We start from the raw sequence: 18,869 nt of genomic DNA, 5'->3' as shown, positions 1-18,869 counted from the left end.
GAAGAAGTTCGTGCCCGTTAATGTTCAGGCGCGATCAGATTCTCTGGACACAACTCCGCCCATTCCGCAGGACCAAATCCGAGTCGGTGAAGGAGAGACTCGTGATTCTCGGCGGCAAAAACTACGTGATGTTGTATAATTCAAACAGTCAAACGCGCTGCGCCACCCGTGGCCCGAACGTGCATCAGGCGCTTATTTTGACTTCATTATCGGTTTAAGAATGCAAGTCCAGGAATTTCTGCAAAGGTGCGCGGACAATCGTCCGACGAAGGTCGCTCTGATTTGCGGCGGGCAACGTTATACCTATGCACAGTTGGAAGACACGGCCAACAGATTGGCAAATGCGCTCCGCGAAAAAGGAGTGCGCCGGGGCGATCGCGTTGCGATATACCTGAATAATTCACTTGAGGCAGTGGTATCGGTCTTTGCTGTGTTGAAGGCGGACGCAGTTTTTGTGATGATCAACCGTAACACCAAACCTGACAAGCTGGTTTCGATATTGAACAACTGCCAGAGCGCAGCCGTGATTACCGACTATCGCGCGATCGGGCAGGGGATCGGAGACCGCATTTGGGGTGACGTGGGCTCGGTCCGGTGTTCCATCGTCTGCGGTGAGAAACTGGCGCGGCGGGCCGAGGATTCGCGCTGGATCGAGTTCGAGCGAATCGAGGCTGACTTTCCAGCCGAGCGGCCCCGGCAAGAAAACATTGACCTTGATCTTGCCTGCCTCATCTACACTTCGGGTACGACTGGTGAATCGAAAGGGGTGATGTGCGGTCACAGTAACGTCGCATTCGTTACAAACTCGATCGTCACCTATCTTAAAAATGTGGAATCAGATGTAATACTGAATGTTCTGCCCCTTTCGTTCAGTTATGGTTTGTATCAGTTGATGGCGGTGTTTCACGTTGGCGCGACGCTCGTGCTGGAAGAGTCGTTCGCCTATCCTGCAATGGTATTGCAAAAGATGTCCGATGAGAGAGTGACAGGATTTGCAGGTGTTCCCACTATCTACTCGACGCTTCTCGGCATGGATCTTGGGCAGTGGGATCTATCCGCCCTGCGATATTTGACCAACGCCGCCGCGGCCCTTCCGGTCAATCATGTAAAACGATTGAAGCAAAAATTTCCCGCGGCAGCGTTGTATTTGATGCACGGTCTGACGGAGGTTGCCAGAACCATGTATTTGCCGCCCGAGCAGCTGGATGCCCGCCCGGCGTCGGCCGGTATTCCCATGCCAGGAACTGAACTTTGGATTGAAGACGAGGGTGGCCGCCGGGTTGGTCCTGGAGTAATAGGCGAGCTGGTCGTCAGAGGCCGGCACGTGATGAGGGGCTACTGGATGGCACCCGAATTGTCATCTCAGCGATTTCGTCCCGGGCCATTACCCGGCGAGCAGGTCTGTTACAGCGGTGACCTTTTCCGTACGGACGAGGAAGGGTTTTTTTACTTTGTAAGCCGCAAGGACGACATTATCAAAAGCAGGGGTGAAAAAGTTGCACCTCGCGAAGTGGAGAACGTGCTCTACGCGATCAAAGGTGTGCAGGAAGCCGCGGTGATCGGTGTTCCAGACGCGGCCATCGGACAGGCAATCAAGGCCTTCATTGTGGCGCCCGGGGCGGGTCTTACCAGCGCGGTCGTAATCGCGCATTGCAAAGCGCATCTTGAAGAATTCATGGTGCCGCGCTTCGTGGAGTTCCGCGATGAACTCCCGAAGACCGGGTCAGGCAAGATACGCAAGGTGGACTTACGCTGATGTGCGGCATCGCTGGCATTTTCATCCGGTCGGCCGCGCAGGAGGCTGAAGAAGCCGATCTGCGGCAGATGCTCGCACTGTTGCGCCATCGCGGCCCGGACGAATTTGGCGTGCTGTTGGATCGCGAGGCCGGCATTGGCAACGCCCGCCTGAGCATCATTGATTTGAGCGGAGGCAGTCAGCCGATCACCAATGAAGACGGATCTTTATGGATCGTGTTCAACGGAGAAATCTTCAACTACATCGAATTGCGGGCAGAGCTGGAAACTCGCGGGCACCGCTTCCGGACATCCTCTGACACAGAGGTCATCCTTCATCTTTTTGAGGAGTTCGGTCCGCGCTGTCTCGACAGATTGAACGGGCAGTTTGCGATCGCGATCTGGGATACGTTGCGCCGGCGCCTGTTTCTGGCCAGAGACCGGCTGGGTGTGCGGCCGTTGTTCTACACCGAGACGGCGAAAAACACACTGCTTTTCGCTTCGGAGATCAAATCCATTCTCAGCGACCGGCGGATGAGTGCAGAGATTGATCCGATGACGGTTGATCAGATCTTCCGATTCTGGGCACCGCTTACACCAAACACCGTCTTCCGAGGCGTTGTGGAATTGCCTCCGGCCCACTTTCTCGTCGCGGATCGTGACTCGCTTCGTGTCGAACAGTACTGGAACAGCAGCTTCCCGATTGAAACGAACGGTTCGAGCGAAAGCAAATCCGCCAAGCCGGTGGAGGAGATCGTCGAAGAGTTTCGGGCCCTGTTAATCGACGCCTGCCGGATCAGATTACGCGCCGACGTCCCCGTGGGCGCTTATCTGAGCGGTGGGCTTGATTCTTCAACGATTGCTTCAATCGTGCGACGCCATACGTCGAACAAACTGGTGACTTTTTCGATCGCTTTCAGTGACCAGCAGTTCGACGAAAGTCCTTTTCAGCGCGAGATGGCCGCGCGCCTGGGGACGGATCATCACGTCATTCGCGCAACGCACGCCGACATCGGGCGAACTTTCCCGGATGTCATCTGGCATACCGAAGTCCCGGTGATGCGAACCGCTCCCGCGCCGATGTTTCTGCTTTCAAGGCTCGTGCGCGAGACAGGGTTCAAGGTCGTGTTGACGGGCGAGGGGGCAGACGAGTTTCTGGCCGGCTACGACCTTTTCAAGGAAGCCAAAGTTCGGCGCTTTTGGGCGCGGCAGCCGCAGTCGAAATGGAGACCTCTTCTGTTCAAACGGCTTTACCCAGACATTGGAGGGCTCGGGCAAACCAATCAGGCATTTTTATCGGCCTTTTTCGGCGAGGGATTGGATGAAGTCGGGTCCCCGTGGTATTCTCACGCCGTGCGTTGGCGCAACAACCGTCGAACACGCCGATTCTTCAATGACGATGTGGCCGTGGACAATGAAGCCCGGTTTTTTGACCATCTCGCCTCCATGCTGCCCGCCGGATTCAAGCACTGGGCGCCTCTGGCGCGTGCGCAGTACCTGGAAATCCTGGTTTTTCTTTCGCAGTACCTTCTCTCGTCGCAAGGGGACCGGATGGGAATGGCTCATTCCATCGAGGGACGATTTCCGTTTCTCGATGTGCGGCTGGTGGAATTCTGCAACGCGTTGGATGCGCGAATGAAGCTGCGCTGCCTGCGCGAAAAATGGTTGCTGAAAAGGGCGGCGCAGGCATGGCTGCCCGACGCCATCAGCCGTCGCCCCAAGCGCCCCTATCGCGCTCCGATTCATCGCAGTTTCTTCAATGGTGCCACGCCGGATTACGTTCGTGATTTGTTGTCGCCAGATTCCATCAGGGATTCAGGTCTGTTCAAAGCCGGCCCGGTCGAACAATTGGTCCGCAAAATCGAAAATGGTTCGACCATCGGAGAAACCGACGACATGGCTTTGGTAGGCATTGTCTCCACTCAACTCGTGCATCACTTGTTCGTCAAACACTTCCGACGACCCGAGCCGCTTTCTGAGAAAGACCCGGTTAAAGTGTGTCGGATCAACTCACCCACTGAGAAAGAACTCCATGCAATTCACTAAAAAGGCGCTGAACCTCGACCCCGCAGGCGAAACCAACCGGATCGTGGAATTTCTGCAACAAAGCGTCCGTAGATCCATGAGACGCTCCGGCGGCGTGGTCGGGATCAGCGGGGGTATAGATTCTGCAATCGTCCTGGCGCTGGCGGTCCGTGCTTTCGGCCCGCAAAAGGTGGTGGCCGTGATGATGCCCGACAAAGATTCGGATCCGATCAGCGAGAAACTTGCGCGGGAACTGGCCGCAAGTTATGGGGTGGAACCGATCCTGGAAGACATCACGGACGCGCTGGAAGGTTTCGATTGCTATCGCCGGCGCGACGATGCGATTCGCCGGGTGTTCCCGCAATACGACGCGGCCAAAGGTTACAAGGCGAAGATCGTTTTGCCGCAAGACCTGCTGGAGGCGGGCACGTTGAATGTTTTTTCCGTTGCCATCATCGCGCCCGATGGCCGCGAAGAAACCCGTCCGTTGCCTCCGCGGGAGATGCTCGAGATTGTCGCTGCGTCAAATTTGAAGCAGCGTTCGCGCATGAGCACTCTTTATTTTCACGCAGAAGCCCGGCAATATGCGGTGATAGGGACGGCCAATAAAAACGAGCATGGACAGGGGTTCTTCGTAAAATATGGAGACGGCGGCGCGGACATCCAGCCGATCGCGCACCTTTTCAAAACGCAGATCTATCAACTGGCCCGTTATTTAGGAGTGATTGAGGGGATTCAAAAGCGCACTCCGACGACCGACACCTACAGCGCGCCTTGTGACCAGCAGGAGTTTTTCTATCGGTTGCCGTTCGAGACGCTTGATCTCCTGTGGTGCGCGTTAGACCACAACGTGCCCATCGGTGAGGTCGCGAAGGTGATGGGATTGTCCGAGATCCAGGTCCAGCGCGCGTTCGATGATATCACCCGCAAGCAACGCACAACAGAGTTTCTCCGGCTCCAACCGCCGATGATGGAAGCTCCGAAAGCGGTGTCAACATAATCAAATCCCGTGAAGAGGCACTACGAAACTTGAACGTGTCGGACGGATTCGAAAGTACAGCGATTAATTTATGACCAACAAAACGGATACCCAGCAAATTGAACAACCGATTCGTGAATTCATCGCGAACAACCTCCTCTACAGCCCGGATGGGTTCGCTTATCCCGACGATGCGTCTTTTCTTCGGGAGAGCATCGTTGACTCACTGGGCGTGGTTGAACTGGTGGAGTTCGTGCAAAAGAATTTCAGGGTCAAGGTCAGCCAGCACGACGTGACACCGGACAACTTCGATTCCGTGGCAAAACTGGCCGCGTTCGTTCGTCGCAAACAGGCCGACAACGCACAGGGGTAAATGGTATTTTCCGCGGCCACCCGATTGAGAGTCCGACTTTGACACGTTGCTGGACCATGCAAATAAACGTCGTTGAATACTTTGAGCAAGGCGCCTTGCGCAAGTGCGGAACGAAGGTGGCCGTCATCGAACAGGACCGCCGCTATACGTTTGAGGAAATTGAACGACTCGCCAAGAACTGCGCCGCGCTGATTCTTGAGAAGGTCACCGGAGTCAATCGCCCTGTAGCGGTATTTCTGCCGAAGGGAGCCCAAACCATCATTGCTGATCTCGGTATTCTTTATACCGGCAACTGTTACGCCAATCTGGATGTCAAATCACCACCGCAGAGACTCAAAAGCATCTTTCAAAATCTTGGTGCGGGCCTCATCATCACTACGGAGGCCCATGCGGTGGCTCTGCGCGCTTTGGATATCCCGGACGACCGGTTTTTACTCATTGAGCAGGCGCTTGCGTCGGGTCACAACTACGACAACGCGGTGTTGCTGGAGCGATTGGAGCGCGTGATCGATACGGATCCGCTATGCATCATTCATACCTCGGGTTCGACTGGCACACAGAAGGGTGTGGTCCTGAACCATCGCAGCACGATTGATTTCATGGACTGGGTATTTGCGCGGCTCGCGTTGGACGGGAGCGAAATCATCGGCAGCCTGTCTCCTTTCTATTTTGACATTTATACGCTCGAGGTTTATCTCTGTCTTGCCAAGGGAAGCACGCTGGTCATTGTCCCCGAGCAACTCGCGGCATTTCCAGCGAGGCTTCTGGAATTCATGTCCGTCCATGCCGTGAGCTTTATTTTCTGGGTACCAACCATCATGGTGAACATTGCCAACCAGGATTTGCTGGCAACCCGTAAAATTGGCGCATTAACGAAGGTCTTGTTCGCCGGCGAAGTTTTCCCAACGAAGCACCTCAACTACTGGCGCCGGTACCTGCCGGGGGCGATGTTTGTAAATCTTTACGGACCGATCGAGATCACGGTTGACTGCACGTATTACATTGTGGACCGCGAATTCTCGGACGACGAGAAGCTGCCCATCGGATTTCCGTGTCGCAATACGGACATTTTGATTCTTAACGATCAGGATCAGCCCGCCCAGGAGGAGGAACAGGGCGAACTCTGCGTGCGGGGCAGTTCTCTCGCCCTCGGATACTGGAATAATCCGGAGCGAACCGCCAAGGCGTTCGTCCAAAATCCGCTCAATCCTCATTACCCTGAATTGATTTACCGGACGGGCGATCTCGTTTACCGGAACGGACGAGGAGAGATCATGTTTGTCGGCCGCAAAGATTATCAGATCAAACATCTCGGTTACCGGATTGAACTCGGGGAGATTGAACACGCGGTACTGCAGGTAAGTGGCGTCCGAAACTGCTGCGTTGTCTATGACCAGGCCAAGAAGGAAATCGCGCTTTTTTTCGAATGCGATCAAGACCTGTCCCCGGCCTTCATCCGCGAACGGTTGACCGCGTTTGTACCAAAATACATGCTTCCAACAGCGTTCCATCGTATGGACCAACTGCCGCGCAATCCGAATGGAAAGATCGACCGGCAGGCTCTGTTAGAGCGTGTTGCCTGAGTTCTTCGAATCGAGCCCGATGGTTGAGCAAATCGTTATCGTTGGGACCGGCCGGCTGCCGTCCGCCTGCCTCGAACACTGCCTCGCGCACAGCCGAAAACCGGTCTGCATTGAGCCCGAACATCAGGCATTCTCACCTTTCAAAGCCGCCAGCCGCCGGAGCAATGTAGAATACCACCTGCTTACAGAGAAGGATGCTTTGAAACACTTCTTTTTGGAGTTAGCGGTTCCGACACTCGTGGTGAGTGCCTATAATGGGTACCTGTTTCCCGGCAGCGTCCTTGAGAACCCGCATCTGTCCATCGTTAATTTTCACAATTCACTCCTTCCCCGACACCGCGGGCGCAATGCTCCGACGTGGGCCATATTCGAGTTGGATCAAGAGACGGGAATCACCTGGCACCGAATTACGAAAAAGATCGACTCGGGGGAGGTTATTGCCCAGCAGCCGATTTTAATCGGTGACCAGGTGACGGCACTGGAGTTGACGCTCCAAACATTGGACGTGGGAGCGGGCGTTTTTGGACGCATCATCCCAATGCTGATTCGCGGAGAGTGTTCAGGAACCCGCCTCACTCTTCAGGAAGATGGCGTTCTCCACCGGGCCAAGGATGTCCCCAATGACGGGGTATTGGATTTGGGTTGGAGCGTTAGAAAGATGTCCGCCTTCTTAAGGTCAATGGACTACGGAAAATTCAAAGTCTTCCCTGATCCGCACGTCTTTTTGGAGGGAACCACTTACTCGATTGGCGGGTACCAGGTGACGCCGGATAGTCGTTTGATTGACAACAAACTGACGATCAGAGACAAGTCTCTGATAGCCCACGGCGAAGGGCTGGCTCTTGAGGTGATGTTGCGGTAGGAAGAAGGACATGACGAACATGAAGAGCATTGCGGAAATCCTCTCAGAAGTAAGGCCCGAATCTGACTTCAGTTCTTCCAGCGATTTCATCGCGGACGGACTTCTTGATTCATTTGATGTGGTCACTCTGGTCGCTGCGCTCGACAAGGCTCATGGAATCTCGATCGGGGGCGTGGATATCGTGCCCGAGAACTTCGTGAACCTGAATGCGATTGAGGTGCTTTTGGCTAAGTACGGGGTCCGGCAATGATCCGTGTTCAGGTCAGATGCGTTTAGCAAGAAACTTGGCCGTGCGGGTTGCGGACAATCATTTTGATGTTCCAATGCAATCGAGTTCGCGACTCTTCGGAGCGTGAAGTCTGTTATATGCGGCATTCGCTTCAAGGGGAGGGTTTTGGCGTGCGCCTTCGGCCGGTCCAGGAAGCGGACGCGGCCTTTATTGTGTGGCTTCGGAATTTGGATCATGCGAAGGGCAACATCGGGGACTCGGCGGTGGACGTGACGAGTCAGAAAGCCTGGCTGGATGCTTACTTTGAACGCGAAGGCGATTATTATTTCATTGTCGAGACACTCGCCGGCACTCCGGTCGGAACCTATGGGATCTACGACATATCAGGAAGGACCGCGGAGTCGGGACGTTGGGTTATCCGCCCCGGGGTGCCTGCGGCATCTCCAAGCGCGATTGTAGGGCTCGATCTGGTGTTTGACACTCTGGGCATCGCCCGACTGCACGGAACAACCGTGGCCAGCAACCGCCCGGTCCTGTCGCTCAACCAGAAGATGGGTTACAAACAGGTCAGGATCGAGCGGGCCGCGCGGATAATTGGCAGCCAGGCAGTGGACATGGTACATCTGGCCCTCAGTGCCGCTGATTGGCGGGAGGCGCGTGAGCGCCTGCTGCCAGTGGCCCGGCTCGCGGAGGCTCAGATTCGGGATTGGGAGCGGGCACATCGACAGGGCGCGAAACCGCGTGATCCGTGGAGAACACCGAATTGACACTTTTTATGGAAACCAACCGTTGCCGCATCATTGAACTGCCGAAGATTTCGGACGCGCGTGGCAATTTGACCTTTCTCGAGGGCGAGCGGCACGTGCCCTTCGCGTTCAAGCGGGTCTTTTATCTGTACGATGTCCCTGGCGGGGCGGATCGTGCCGGGCACGCGCTTAAGAAGTGTCACCAGTTCCTGATCGCAATGTCCGGCAGTTTTGACGTGACGGTATATGACGGCAAGGAGAAGGAACGATTTCAATTGAATCGTTCGTATTATGGTCTGCACCTGCCGCCAATGTTCTGGCGAGAGATCGACAACTTCTCCTCCGGCTCTGTGTGTCTGGTGCTTGCGTCCGAGACTTATGATGAGAAGGATTATTTCCGCGATTACCGGGAGTATCTGCGCGCGATGGGGGGAATGACCGCTTGAACGTTCCGTTTCTCGACTTTGTCGGGCCGTACGAAGAACTCAAGGCAGAGCTCGACGAGGCGTATCGTCGTTTTATGCGCTCGGCCTGGTACGTTCTGGGCAAGGAAGTCGAGACGTTTGAACAGGAATTCGCAGACTATTGTGGTGTCAAATACTGCGTGGGCGTCGGGAACGGCCTTGAGGCACTGCATCTGATCCTCCGTGCTTATGAAATCGGCGAGGGCGACGAGGTCATTGTTCCGTCGAACACGTATATCGCAACCTGGCTCGCCGTTTCGTATGCGGGCGCGACACCGGTCCCTGTCGAACCCGATCCCCGGACGTTCAACATTGATCCCGAGCGGATCGAAGCGGCCATTACTCCCAGAACGAGGGCCGTCATGCCCGTGCATTTGTACGGGCAGCCGGCGGACATGGACCCGATTGTGCAGATTGCGCGCAAACGAGGATTGAAGGTCATCGAGGACAACGCGCAGGCGCAGGGGGCGCGATACAAGGGCCGTCGCACAGGTTCGCTCGCCGATGCAGCGGGGAACAGTTTTTACCCGAGCAAAAACCTAGGTGCTTTTGGGGATGCCGGAGCGGTCACGACGGATGACCCCACACTTGCTGACAAGATTCACATGTTGCGCAACTACGGGTCGAAGAAGAAGTATTACAACGAACTCAAAGGTTACAACTCACGACTGGACGAGTTGCAGGCCGCATTGCTGCGCGTGAAATTAAACAAGCTGGACGAATGGAACATGCGCCGCACCCGGATCGCCCAAAAGTATCTGGATCGGTTCGGTGGGCGGGCGGATTTGAATCTGCCGTTTGTTCCGACCTGGGCGGAACCCGCCTGGCATGTATTCGTCGTCAGGCACCCGAAACGCGATACGTTGCAACGGAGGCTTGCTGAAGCCGGCGTTGGCACCTTGATTCATTATCCGGTACCACCGCATCTGTCTGGCGCGTACGCGGACGCGGGCATGGCGAGAGGGGCTTATCCGCTTGCGGAGGATCTGGCGGGCACTGTGTTGAGCCTGCCGATCGGACCGCACCTTACAGAGTCTCAATCCAGCCTGGTGATCGACTCGGTGAGCAGCGCGGTGAAAAGCCTCTGATAATGGGCGTTCGGCGCTTTGGTGGTGGTGCGTTTTTTATCTCCGGTGCCTGCCGTGGGGTGTCTCCCCCCGTGGCGTGAATGCCGGGTCTTGCTTACAGTCGCTCAAATTCGAGTTCAGAAACCAATTAACTCAAACTGAGCCACTACCCGCGCTTTCGGCCTCTTGCGTACGCATGATCTTCCGTCTTATTGGCCAATGTGGGATTGGATTGACATGCGGGTGGATCCTCTGCGCATCAGCTCAACCGGTTGGGAGAGTCGCGAACACGACCTTGCAGATGCCGTCGTTGCCGCCGGTATACGGCTACTCCACCGTCAAAGCCTTCGGAAGCGTTGGGTTTACCAATCCGGTGGCGATTGTCAGCGCGCCCGGTGAGACCAACCGTCTTTTTGTTGTCGAACAGCGCGGCGTCGTGAGTGTCATCACCAATCTTGCGAGCCCGGACCGTTCCGTGTTCCTGGATATTTCGAGCCAGGTCATAAGCGATCAGCCGGCTGGCGAACGCGGTCTCCTGGGTCTGGCGTTCCATCCTGGCTACGCTACAAACGGATACTTTTACCTTTTTTACACGTCTTGGAATAGCAACGACAATGGTTTGAACGACCGATTATCCCGCTTTCAGTGTTCAACTAATGACCCGAACCTTGGCGACGCCAACTCCGAGACGATTCTGATCAGTCAGTTTGATCGCGCGGACAACCACAATGCCGGCGATCTTCAGTTCGGCGCGGACGGTTACCTTTACGTTTCTTTGGGTGATGAAGGCGGGTCGGGCGGTGAATACGGCAACTGCCAGCGCATCGATTTGAATTTCTTTTCAGGGATTCTGCGGATTGATGTGGACCTGCGGTTCGACAGTTTGCCGGCAAATCCGCATCCCGCGAACACCAACAACGCCACCGGAACCGTCAACTACGCCATCCCGCCTGACAATCCGTTTGTTGGAAGCACCGACTTTAACGGGTCGCCGGTGGATCCGAACCGGGTGCGTACAGAGTTTTGGGCGGTCGGGCTGCGAAATCCGTGGCGCGTTTCATTCGATTCAGCGAACGGCCGGCTTTATTGCGGCGATGTGGGCCAGGATAAGACCGAAGAGATCGACGTAATTGCCAAAGGCGGCAACTATGGTTGGAACTATTACGAGGGAACGCGTCCTTTCACTGGAATACCGCCGCTTGGTTTTTCCCCTCTTGATCCCATACTTCAATACGATCACGGCCCGGGAACCAACCAAGGCAGTTGCGTCATTGGCGGTGTCGTCTATCATGGCGACCGTATCTCGCAACTGACGGGTGCCTATGTTTTTGGCGACTATGTCAGCGGAAACATCTGGTCGCTGCGTTACGACGGCACTAACGCTACTTCTTGGAGCCTGTTGACGGTTAATCCGGGCGTCTCCGCGTTCGGCATTGATCCGCGCAACGGAGACGTCCTTCTGGCCGACCAGGGCGCGGCCACCCTGAAGCGCCTGGTGTATAATACGAACCTCGTTTCCGGTGCGCCGTTGCCACCAACCCTGGCGGACACCGGAGCGTTTTCCGACCTGTCTTCGTTCACGCCCTACACCGGCATCGTTCCGTACTCGATCAACGTCCCATTCTGGTCGGATCACGCGAATAAAAGTCGTTGGTTTTCGATCCCCGACACCAACCAGTTCATTGATTTTAATCCGACCGGCAACTGGACGTTTCCGACCGGGGCCGTCTGGATCAAACACTTTGAGTTGGAGATGACCAACGGCGTTCCGGAGTCGACAAAACGAATAGAGACGCGATTTATAGTCCGTAATACCAACGGAGTTTACGGAGTGACGTATCGCTGGGGTGATTCGACGACCAACGCGGTGCTGGTACCGGAAGAAGGTATGGACGAGTCGTTTGCGATTCAGGATGGAGGCATCGTGCGCACCCAGATCTGGCATTACCCCGCGCGCAATGAGTGTCTGCGGTGCCATACATCCGCGGGCGGCTTCGCGCTGGGGTTCAACACCCCGCAGATGAATCGTGATACGGATTACGGCGGAATCACGACCAATCAGATCCTTGCATTGAGCCAGGCGGGTTATTTCCGAACCAACGTATCCGATGTGAGCACTCTCACGGCATTGGTTGGTGCGACCAATGCCGGCTATTCGTTGGAATATCGGACCCGTTCCTACCTGCACGCTAATTGCGCCCAGTGCCACCAGCCCGGCGGCGGCGGTCTCGGTAATTGGGACGCACGGATAACGACGCCGCTCACCAATGCCGGAATAATCAACGGCGCGCTAATCAATGACCTGGGCGATCCCAATAATCGAGTGGTTGTTCCCGGTTCACTTGACAGCTCGGTTTTGTACTTACGGGTGGCCGGCCTCGGAGCGAACCACATGCCTCCCATCGACACGACAGTGCTGAATGCGGATGCCATTACTCTGCTTGGCCTTTGGATTTCGAACGACGCCAGCGTGGCCGATCGCCACATATTTTACAACGGCTCGATTTTTGATGGGAATGACGCGGGGGCGAACGGGGCGGATGACGGGGCGATTGCGACGGACAAGGTGGCGTTGTTGGGGGGGCAGACGGGGAGTTTTAGCAATTACACCAGTTACAGCCGTGGGATCAACGGGATCATGGTGGATATCACGCTGCTGCCGGGGGTTCCGGGGGCGGGTGATTTCACGTTCCGGGTGGGCAACGACAACAATCCCGGGGGCTGGGCGCCGGCGCCGGCGCCGCTGAGTGTGACGGTGCGTTCGGGGGCGGGGAGCGGGGGTTCGGACCGGGTGACGATCATCTGGGCGGACAACGCGATCCAGAAGCAGTGGCTGCAGGTGACGGTGCTGGCGACGGCGGCGACGGGGCTGAGCAGTCCGGATGTGTTTTATTTTGGCAACGCGGTGGGGGAGAGCGGCAATTCGACGACGGATGCGCGGGTCAACGCGACGGACGAGATTCTGGCGCGGAACAACCCGCGGGCGCTGGGGCAGGCGCCGGTGGATTTTGCGTATGACTACAACCGGGACGGGAAGGTGAACGCGACGGACGAAATCATCGCGCGGAACAATCCGACGTCCTCGCTGACGGCATTGCAGTTGATCAGCGTGCCGGGGGTGGCCGGGGGCGGGGGAGCTTCGAGCCCGTTGCGGTTGCAGTCCTCGGTCGCGGCGCCGGTGCTGAGGATACGATCGATCGCCGTGGCGGGCAACGACACACTGAAGGTGCAATTTTCGGGGTTGAACGGGGGGCTTTACCGGCTGCAGTCGGCGGCGGAGGTGGGGCAGGCGGTGTGGCAGGAGGTGTCCCCTGAACCTTTGCTCAACCAGTTGTCGAACAACCTGTATGAATTCGAGGTGAAGAAGCAGGCTGGAGTGGCGGCACAGTTTTACCGGATCGTGTCACAATAGCCTTGCAATTAACAACAAAGAACGATTCACTGGGAATCCAGGCAAAGAGCCTGGTGAGCAGACGTGCGGCAATGAAATTGAACATGATGAACAGGTGGGGCAGGCTGGGCGGGTTGATTGCCTGCGGGCTGCTCGGGGGCCGGGCCTTGGGACAGATCGTCATCGATGTGGGGGACTATACGCTGCTGCCGAACACACCGGGGCAGACCCTCTCGATCATGGTCAGCGGGGGGACGGCGGTGCAGGGATTGAACTTCAACGTGCAGGTGGCCGATGGTTATCCGACGGGAGGGAGTGTTGATGGTCCGAACATCACGGGGCTGGATCTGCTGGGGACGGCGTCAAACCCGACGATATTTTTCGCGAACAACAGCGGGGCGCGGTTGCCGATCCGCTCCGATCCGCAGGTGTGGTCGGAGAGCCTGACGACGGGGAGCGGGACGGTGAATGCGAGCGGGTTGCTGGCGGTGGTGACGGTGGACACGAGCGGGTGGTTTGGTGGGAGCTGGAGTTTTGCGCTGGGGAACACGCAGGAAGGGGCGACGGACTTTGCGGGGCTGGGGGCGACGATCACGGACGGGACGATCACGGTGGTGCCGGAGCCGGCGTCGGCGACGGTGGTGGGACTGGGATTGTTGCTCGGGGGACTCTTGCTCCACCGCACCCGCACCTCCTGAACCCCACTCGAACGGAGGTGGCGGGAGTTGACCACTTTCAAACTGCTTCTCCAATTTCTTCGCGTGACAAACCTGCTTCAAACAAAAATCGTGGAACCGGGTTTGAGTGATTCAAGGCGCGCGCTTGATTTCCCGATTGCTCTCGTGTTGGAACAAGGGCACCGCGCCTTGAGAGAAGGTCTTCGACCAGCAACGCGGTGAACGCGACCAACTGCGCTCTCTCTGGATCGTGGCGCTGGCTGGAATTGTGATGGTTGACTTACATTGAACTGCCGAAGCCAGGGACTGCTGACGTCGCTCCGCGTGAGCAAGCTAACCAGGCGAGAAGCGGCGAACAAGATCGGAAGGAATTATTCAATGAATTTACTGGTAACGGGCGGCGCCGGATTTATTGGCTCAAACTTGATACGGCACATCATCGACGAGCCTGGCGTGACACGGTTGGTCAACCTCGATTGTCTGACATACGCAGGCCATCTGGAGAACCTGCGCGATTTCGAAAGTCACCCGAAGTATGCGTTCGAGCGGGTTGATTTGCGCGAGAAGGCTGCCGTCGAAAGCGTGGTCCGACGGCACGCCGTTACTCACGTCATGCACCTGGCTGCGGAGTCGCATGTGGACCGCTCGATCGTAGGGCCGGACGATTTCGTCCAGACCAATGTGGTCGGCACCTTTCATTTGCTGGAGGCGTGCAGGACGTTTTGGGCTGGAAATTTCAGCGATCGCCGGTTTCACCACGTCTCCACGGACGAAGTGTATGGAAGTCTCGGTCCCACCGGCAAATTTACCGAGGAAACTCCGTACGCGCCAAACTCGCCATATTCAGCCAGCAAAGCCTCATCTGACATGCTTGTTCGGGCGTACTATCACACCTACGGACTGCCAGCGGTCATCACGAACTGTTCGAATAACTATGGTCCCTACCAGTTTCCCGAGAAACTCATTCCAGTTGTCATTCAGAGCGCAATCCATCGCAGATCCATCCCGGTTTACGGGGATGGCATGAACGTCCGCGACTGGCTGTTCGTTCTCGATCACGCGGAAGCCTTGTGGTGCGCGTTCCGCAAGGGCGCACCGGGCCAAACCTACAATATCGGAGGCAACAACGAATGGCCGAACCTCCGGATCGTCGAACAGATTTGCGATCTGGTTGACGAATTGAAACCGGCGGCGGGCGGAAATTCGCGGAAGCTGATCACGTTCGTGAAGGATCGTCCGGGCCACGACCGCCGGTACGCCATTGACGCAACGAAAATCCACCGCGAACTGGGGTGGATACCCCGGCATGATTTCGCGTCTGGGTTGAAGTTGACTGTGGATTGGTACTTGAAGAATCAGAAGTGGATCGAGACGGTCACGGCCAGGCGGCACCCTCCCGCTCCGAGCGCGATTCCGCGCAGTGCGCCAACCGCGAGCACGAGTCGTTGACCCGTAAAAGTGCGCTGGACTGCAAGCGGCAAAAGATATTCTACCAACATTGACCTTGCGGGAGCGCAAGATCCCGGAACAACCCTTTCGGCCGTGGGCAGACTCTTCGTTTCAGCTTCGATCTGCTTCTTTCCGTGCGTAAGCGCGGGCTTCCCCCTTTCAATGTTCGTTCGCACGTTCTCATCACGGAGTAAACCTGACGGGCAAATCCGCGACAGGCCGAAAAGCGATTGACGCTTCGGCAAACGATTTCCGTTGATGCTTCGTAGGATTTCAGGTCTGGAAACCATGTTGCGCGTTCAAAAGGTTGACTCTCTGGATCAGCCCGAACTGGCGCCGTACCGGACGATGCGCCGCCAGTTGGAGCATCGTCAGCAGGGAATTTTTGTCGCCGAAGGTGAAAAGGTCGTGCGCCGCCTGCTCGAAAGCGAATTTGTGGTTGTCTCGCTGCTGCTGCCGGAAAAATGGTTTGTCGAATATGAACCGTTGATTCGCACGCGGGCGAAGGAGGCTCGCGTTTACCTCGCCGAAAAGAAAGTTCTCGAAAGGCTGACCGGATTCTCGATGTTCCAGGGCGTACTGGCGGTTGGCAAAGTTCCCGTGCCGCACACGCTGCACTCGGTGTTGCAACGCCGCGCGCGGTCCGGCTTGTTCGCCGCAATCGAAGGGCTTTCCAACGCGGAAAACGTTGGCGTGGTGGCGCGCAATTGCGCGGCGTTTGGCGTTCAGGCGCTGTTCGTCGGCAGCACGTCAGCAAGTCCGTTTCTTCGGCGCGCGGTGCGGAGTTCGATGGGCGCCGTCTTCCGGCTGCCCGTGGTGGAGCAGCTTGACCTTCCCAAAGCGCTGGGCGAACTGCGCGCCAGCAGCGTGCGCTGCATTGCTGCGCATCCGCACACCGACAGGCACTCGCTGCCACGGGCTGATCTCACCTCGGACTGTTGCCTCGTGTTTGGAAGTGAAGGCTGTGGCATTTCGGACGAAGTACTGGCCGCGTGTGACGAAGCTGTCGCGATCCCTATGAATTCGGGCGTCGATTCACTCAACGTTGGGAACGCGGCAGCGGTGTTTTTTTATGAAGCGAACCGGCAGCGTGGCAAATACCTGGACAAACCTTCCATTGCCAAACACTCCGATACAGGCGTAAAATCACGTTCCAACGAACCGGGCTAGGGCAAACCCAGTTTTGGCGTAAGTCTAGTTAGGCGACTTCGCACATCATGAAGACACTAAGACTGTCTGTGAAGTTGTCCGCCATGGCGTTTATCGCATTGGTGTTGCCATTCCTCTTATTCAGTATTTGCGGCCTTCGAATCCCTCGCATGATCGAGATAATTGCCGTATGGTCGATGTATCTGCTTCCAGTAGTGATTGTGCTTTTGGTGATTTACGTCAACGCGGTCGGTATCCGCGTGTTTTTGAATGGAGTGAGGTCTCATTCTAAGGCCAAGGTTATTCAAGCTTCTGTATTTCTTGTTATCGTTGGTTTCATCGTAGCCGGGATCTTTCGACTCTTATGGCGCAAATAGACAGTATACAGATAGCGTCGCCTCCTATAAGGGTTCAACTGCCAAGGATTGAGTGAAGGTTTTTTCTAGAAGCTTCCGTTTTTTTATTCGGTCCCCGTGTCTCCGTCCTATTCTTCCGCGGCTTTAGGCCACTTTCAGGACGTTTGACAGGCATTGGCGTGTCGCTATATTGCCTCCCCTTTTTATGAACATGAGTCCGCATGTGGCAGTAGTTGGCGCGACGGGTGCCGTCGGCGTCGAGATGATCAAAACGCTGGAGAAACGCAAATTTCCCGTGGGCAAATTGACGTTGCTCGCCTCCGCCCGTTCGGCTGGCAAGAAACTCAAGTTTCGTGACGAAGAAACCTCAGTGAAGGAACTGACGAAAGATTCTTTCAACGGCATTGACATCGCATTGTTCAGCGCCGGCGGTGGCATCTCAAAGGAGTTCGCGCCCGGTGCCGCCAGGGCCGGTTGCGTGGTCATCGACAACTCGAGCGCGTTCCGCATGGATGACTCCGTGCCGCTGGTCATTCCTGAAATCAACGCCGGCGATGTGGAGTTTCACAAGGGTATTATCGCCAATCCCAACTGCACCACGGCCATCACCTTGATGGCGCTCTATCCGCTCCATCGGGCGTTCAACGTGCGCCGGATTTTTGCGTCGAGTTACCAGGCGGTGTCCGGCACCGGCGCGAAAGCGATTGAGGAACTGGAACGTCAGGTGGGGCAAATCGTTTCCGGCAAACCGGTGACGAAAGAAGTGTATCCGCATCAGATCGCGTTCAACGTGCTGCCCCAGGTCGATTCATTCCTGCCTTCGGGTTACACGAAGGAAGAGATGAAAATGGAGAACGAAGGGCGGAAGATCATGCATCATCCGGCGTTCCGCGCGAGCGTGACCTGTGTTCGCGTACCGGTCTATCGCGCGCATTCAGTGGCTGTCAGCGCCGAATTTGAAAAGGCGGTGACGGTCGGAGCCGCGCGCGACGTGCTGAGCAAGGCGCCCGGGCTGGACGTCGTGGACGACCCCGAGAAGAAGGAGTATCCGATGCCTCTCTACACCGCGGAGAAATACAACTGTCAGGTGGGCCGCATCCGTTCGGATTGCGCCCTCGACAACGGGCTTTGCTTCTGGGTTTCTGGTGATCAACTGCTCAAAGGCGCGGCGTTAAACGCCGTGCAGATCGCGGAAGAGTTACTCGATTAGTTCAACCCATTGCCATTCAAATCAGGGTTCGCGGCGACGCGGCCCCTGATTTTTTTTGTCCGCGCTTGGTTACAGGCAAGGACGGATTCGGCGTCCGCCGGTTTCTCGCCCGTCTGCAACACATCCGGCACGCGCAACAGGGTTTCCAGCGAGACTGGTTCCGCCGGCTTCGGTTCATGACGGCTGAAGCCGTGACGCGAATCCTTTTCCGGAAGGGAAGGTTGCGCTCAACGGTATCGTAGCTTTGTAGCGTCGATTTATCACGGTTGATGGCGCCAGCATGGCGCCCTTACGGGGAATCGGGGAGCGGATAATCTACGATCAATTCACTTCGGCATTTGCAAGCGCACCTTGTCCGCCACCTGCGCCACGTCTTTGTCGCCGCGACCGGAGAGATTCACGATGATGAGCTTGTCCCTGCCCAGCTTCGGCGCCCGTTGGATGACTTCGGCAATCGCGTGCGCGCTTTCGAGTGCGGGAATGATCCCTTCGAGCCGCGCCAGCTTCATGAACGCCTCCAACGCCTTGTCATCGGTCGCGTAGGTGTAATCGACCCGCTTCTGGTCGTGCAGCAA

17 protein-coding genes are annotated in these 18,869 nt (G+C 56.6%); 16 read left to right on the top strand and 1 reads right to left on the bottom strand.

Annotated elements, in window-relative coordinates; translation table 11 throughout:
* The 16 genes from VN887_04195 to VN887_04120 all read left to right on the top strand — a co-directional run.
* Positions 1-218 (top strand): hypothetical protein (locus VN887_04195; GenBank protein ID HXT39206.1); only part of this gene is annotated, 218 nt, incomplete at its 5' end.
* A gap of 2 nt (positions 219-220) precedes the next feature.
* Positions 221-1,756 (top strand): AMP-binding protein, encoded by a 1,536-nt coding sequence (locus tag VN887_04190; protein ID HXT39205.1) that lies wholly within the window; start codon positions 221-223, stop codon positions 1,754-1,756.
* Entirely contained in the window at positions 1,756-3,780 is a 2,025-nt protein-coding gene (gene asnB, locus VN887_04185; GenBank protein ID HXT39204.1) for an asparagine synthase (glutamine-hydrolyzing), read from the top strand. Before VN887_04190 ends, asnB begins: the two co-directional genes overlap by 1 nt.
* The gene (nadE, locus tag VN887_04180) at positions 3,767-4,759 is read left to right on the top strand and encodes an NAD(+) synthase (GenBank protein HXT39203.1); all 993 of its coding nucleotides are present in this window, start codon (positions 3,767-3,769) and stop codon (positions 4,757-4,759) included. The genes asnB and nadE overlap by 14 nt, the downstream gene beginning before the upstream one ends.
* 70 nt (positions 4,760-4,829) lie before the next feature.
* A complete protein-coding gene (locus VN887_04175) occupies positions 4,830-5,111 on the top strand; it encodes an acyl carrier protein (protein ID HXT39202.1) in 282 nt (93 codons plus the stop codon).
* A gap of 56 nt (positions 5,112-5,167) precedes the next feature.
* Positions 5,168-6,694 carry an amino acid adenylation domain-containing protein gene (locus VN887_04170; GenBank protein HXT39201.1) on the top strand — a complete coding sequence of 509 codons (1,527 nt, stop codon included), beginning with the start codon at positions 5,168-5,170 and terminating at the stop codon, positions 6,692-6,694.
* A 19-nt stretch (positions 6,695-6,713) separates the two neighbouring features.
* Positions 6,714-7,556 carry a formyltransferase family protein gene (locus tag VN887_04165; GenBank protein ID HXT39200.1) on the top strand — a complete coding sequence of 281 codons (843 nt, stop codon included), beginning with the start codon at positions 6,714-6,716 and terminating at the stop codon, positions 7,554-7,556.
* Positions 7,557-7,575: 19 nt separating this feature from the next.
* The gene (locus VN887_04160) at positions 7,576-7,806 is read left to right on the top strand and encodes an acyl carrier protein (GenBank protein HXT39199.1); all 231 of its coding nucleotides are present in this window, start codon (positions 7,576-7,578) and stop codon (positions 7,804-7,806) included.
* A gap of 116 nt (positions 7,807-7,922) precedes the next feature.
* The gene (locus VN887_04155; protein ID HXT39198.1) at positions 7,923-8,552 is read left to right on the top strand and encodes a GNAT family protein; all 630 of its coding nucleotides are present in this window, start codon (positions 7,923-7,925) and stop codon (positions 8,550-8,552) included.
* 8 nt (positions 8,553-8,560) lie between these two features.
* Positions 8,561-8,977, top strand: coding sequence for an FdtA/QdtA family cupin domain-containing protein (locus VN887_04150; GenBank protein HXT39197.1), 417 nt, complete (start codon positions 8,561-8,563; stop codon positions 8,975-8,977).
* Entirely contained in the window at positions 8,974-10,083 is a 1,110-nt protein-coding gene (locus VN887_04145) for a DegT/DnrJ/EryC1/StrS family aminotransferase (GenBank protein ID HXT39196.1), read from the top strand. The genes VN887_04150 and VN887_04145 overlap by 4 nt, the downstream gene beginning before the upstream one ends.
* Positions 10,084-10,363: 280 nt before the next feature.
* On the top strand, positions 10,364-13,474 hold the full coding sequence (locus VN887_04140) for a PQQ-dependent sugar dehydrogenase (GenBank protein HXT39195.1): 3,111 nt from the start codon (positions 10,364-10,366) through the stop codon (positions 13,472-13,474).
* Positions 13,475-13,545: 71 nt separating this feature from the next.
* Positions 13,546-14,151: a hypothetical protein gene (locus VN887_04135; GenBank protein HXT39194.1), complete on the top strand. Its 606-nt coding sequence runs from the start codon at positions 13,546-13,548 to the stop codon at positions 14,149-14,151.
* Between the two features lie 357 nt (positions 14,152-14,508).
* Positions 14,509-15,579, top strand: coding sequence for a dTDP-glucose 4,6-dehydratase (gene rfbB, locus VN887_04130; protein ID HXT39193.1), 1,071 nt, complete (start codon positions 14,509-14,511; stop codon positions 15,577-15,579).
* A 288-nt stretch (positions 15,580-15,867) separates the two neighbouring features.
* Entirely contained in the window at positions 15,868-16,749 is an 882-nt protein-coding gene (locus VN887_04125) for an RNA methyltransferase (GenBank protein ID HXT39192.1), read from the top strand.
* A gap of 540 nt (positions 16,750-17,289) precedes the next feature.
* Positions 17,290-18,294, top strand: coding sequence for an aspartate-semialdehyde dehydrogenase (locus VN887_04120; GenBank protein HXT39191.1), 1,005 nt, complete (start codon positions 17,290-17,292; stop codon positions 18,292-18,294).
* Between the two features lie 326 nt (positions 18,295-18,620).
* Here the strand turns inward: VN887_04120 and VN887_04115 are convergent.
* Positions 18,621-18,869: tryptophan synthase subunit beta (locus VN887_04115; protein HXT39190.1), on the bottom strand; the 249-nt coding region annotated here is incomplete at its 5' end.

Source organism: Candidatus Angelobacter sp., from assembly GCA_035607015.1.
Taxonomy (GTDB): Bacteria; Verrucomicrobiota; Verrucomicrobiia; order Limisphaerales; family AV2; genus AV2.
This window is presented reverse-complemented; position numbering and strand designations above follow the sequence as displayed.

Coding starts and splice junctions, on each gene's coding strand:
- VN887_04190 (HXT39205.1), top strand. CDS start 221: ATGCAAGTCCAGGAATTTCTGCAAAGGTGCGCGGACAATCGTCCGACG.
- asnB (HXT39204.1), top strand. CDS start 1,756: ATGTGCGGCATCGCTGGCATTTTCATCCGGTCGGCCGCGCAGGAGGCT.
- nadE (HXT39203.1), top strand. CDS start 3,767: ATGCAATTCACTAAAAAGGCGCTGAACCTCGACCCCGCAGGCGAAACC.
- VN887_04175 (HXT39202.1), top strand. CDS start 4,830: ATGACCAACAAAACGGATACCCAGCAAATTGAACAACCGATTCGTGAA.
- VN887_04170 (HXT39201.1), top strand. CDS start 5,168: ATGCAAATAAACGTCGTTGAATACTTTGAGCAAGGCGCCTTGCGCAAG.
- VN887_04165 (HXT39200.1), top strand. CDS start 6,714: ATGGTTGAGCAAATCGTTATCGTTGGGACCGGCCGGCTGCCGTCCGCC.
- VN887_04160 (HXT39199.1), top strand. CDS start 7,576: ATGAAGAGCATTGCGGAAATCCTCTCAGAAGTAAGGCCCGAATCTGAC.
- VN887_04155 (HXT39198.1), top strand. CDS start 7,923: ATGCGGCATTCGCTTCAAGGGGAGGGTTTTGGCGTGCGCCTTCGGCCG.
- VN887_04150 (HXT39197.1), top strand. CDS start 8,561: ATGGAAACCAACCGTTGCCGCATCATTGAACTGCCGAAGATTTCGGAC.
- VN887_04140 (HXT39195.1), top strand. CDS start 10,364: ATGCCGTCGTTGCCGCCGGTATACGGCTACTCCACCGTCAAAGCCTTC.
- VN887_04135 (HXT39194.1), top strand. CDS start 13,546: ATGAAATTGAACATGATGAACAGGTGGGGCAGGCTGGGCGGGTTGATT.
- rfbB (HXT39193.1), top strand. CDS start 14,509: ATGAATTTACTGGTAACGGGCGGCGCCGGATTTATTGGCTCAAACTTG.
- VN887_04125 (HXT39192.1), top strand. CDS start 15,868: ATGTTGCGCGTTCAAAAGGTTGACTCTCTGGATCAGCCCGAACTGGCG.
- VN887_04120 (HXT39191.1), top strand. CDS start 17,290: ATGAACATGAGTCCGCATGTGGCAGTAGTTGGCGCGACGGGTGCCGTC.